Source organism: Pseudomonas sp. 05N36 (assembly GCF_056397385.1).
In genome coordinates, this window is the sequence record NZ_JBFTNH010000050.1 from 1 (window position 1) to 1,177 (window position 1,177).

At 55.8% G+C, this 1,177-nt stretch carries 1 protein-coding gene; it reads left to right on the forward strand.

The features are described from left to right. Positions 1-203 precede the first annotated feature (203 nt). Positions 204-1,166 carry an IS110 family transposase gene (locus AC1DIH_RS28095; RefSeq protein ID WP_477774080.1) on the forward strand — a complete coding sequence of 321 codons (963 nt, stop codon included), beginning with the start codon at positions 204-206 and terminating at the stop codon, positions 1,164-1,166. Positions 1,167-1,177: the final 11 nt, after the last annotated feature.

Genomic DNA, 1,177 nt, shown 5'->3' on the forward strand with positions numbered 1-1,177 from the left:
GCTTGTATGTTTAGACTTGAAGGGGTGGGTGGGACTAAAAGCCCGATTCTGACTCTAGCCAGTACAGACCGTGGGAGACTTCGTCCCACCCCTTCTACCCAAAAGCGCCAATAAGGAATTCATCGGCAAGGCCGACGATAGAGACAAGCCAGCGCAACGGTAGACCCCAACAAGCTCTTAAACCCTAGCTCCGAGGATTCGTCATGACAATCCTTACTTCGCAAACGGTCGTGGGTGTTGATGTGGCCAAGGCTGAGGTGCTCGTCTATCGCGCCGATCTGCAAACCACACAAGCCATCCCCAATAATCGTGCAGCACTCAACCGCTGGCTCAAGACGCTGCCCGCCAAAAGCGGCATTGCCGTCGAGGCYACCAACATTTACCACTTGGACACGGTTGAGTTGGCCCATGAGTTGGGTCATCAGGTCTACGTCGTGGACGGTTATCGCTTGAGTCATTACCGCCTCGGTGTCGGCCAACGGGCCAAAAATGACCCGTGCGATGCCCSTCTTCTGGCTCGGTATCTGGCGCATGAACAGGGTGGGCTACGCGCTTGGAGTCCGCCCCCCAAGGCTTACAAGGCCCTGCAAAGCCTGCTTCATCGACGAGCAGCGCTGATCAAGGCGCGCGTCAGTCTGACTCAGAGCTGGGCCAATGAGCCGCGCCTGGAAGAAGAGCTGAAATGCCTGATGGAGGCGTTTAAGCACTCGGATTTGGTCATTCAAAAAAAGCTGCGTGACCTGAGCAAAGAGGCCGGAGCCGCCGAAAATATTGAGCGTTGCAAGGCCATTGAAGGCGTCGGCGTACTGACGGCAACCGGATTTGCGACGGCTTTTTTGCGTGGCGAGTTTAAGGACAGCAATGCCTTCATCGCTTTTTTGGGCATGGACTTGAGGGTCGACGACTCGGGAAAAAAGACGGGGAGTCGCAGTCTGACCAAGAAAGGGGATCCGGAAATACGGCGTCTAGCCCACAACTCGGCCATGGCAGCTTGTCGTTCAGCGACCTGGAAACCATTTTATGAAGGGTACCTGGCCAGAGGTTTCAAGAAGACTCAGGCCCTGGTAATCCTTGCCCGCAAACTCGCCCGGGTGGCGTTCGCCCTGATGAAAAACCAGAGCGAATACCGACCGAATCGACCGCTGCAGGGTTGTCCTGCAACATAGAATCTCCCACA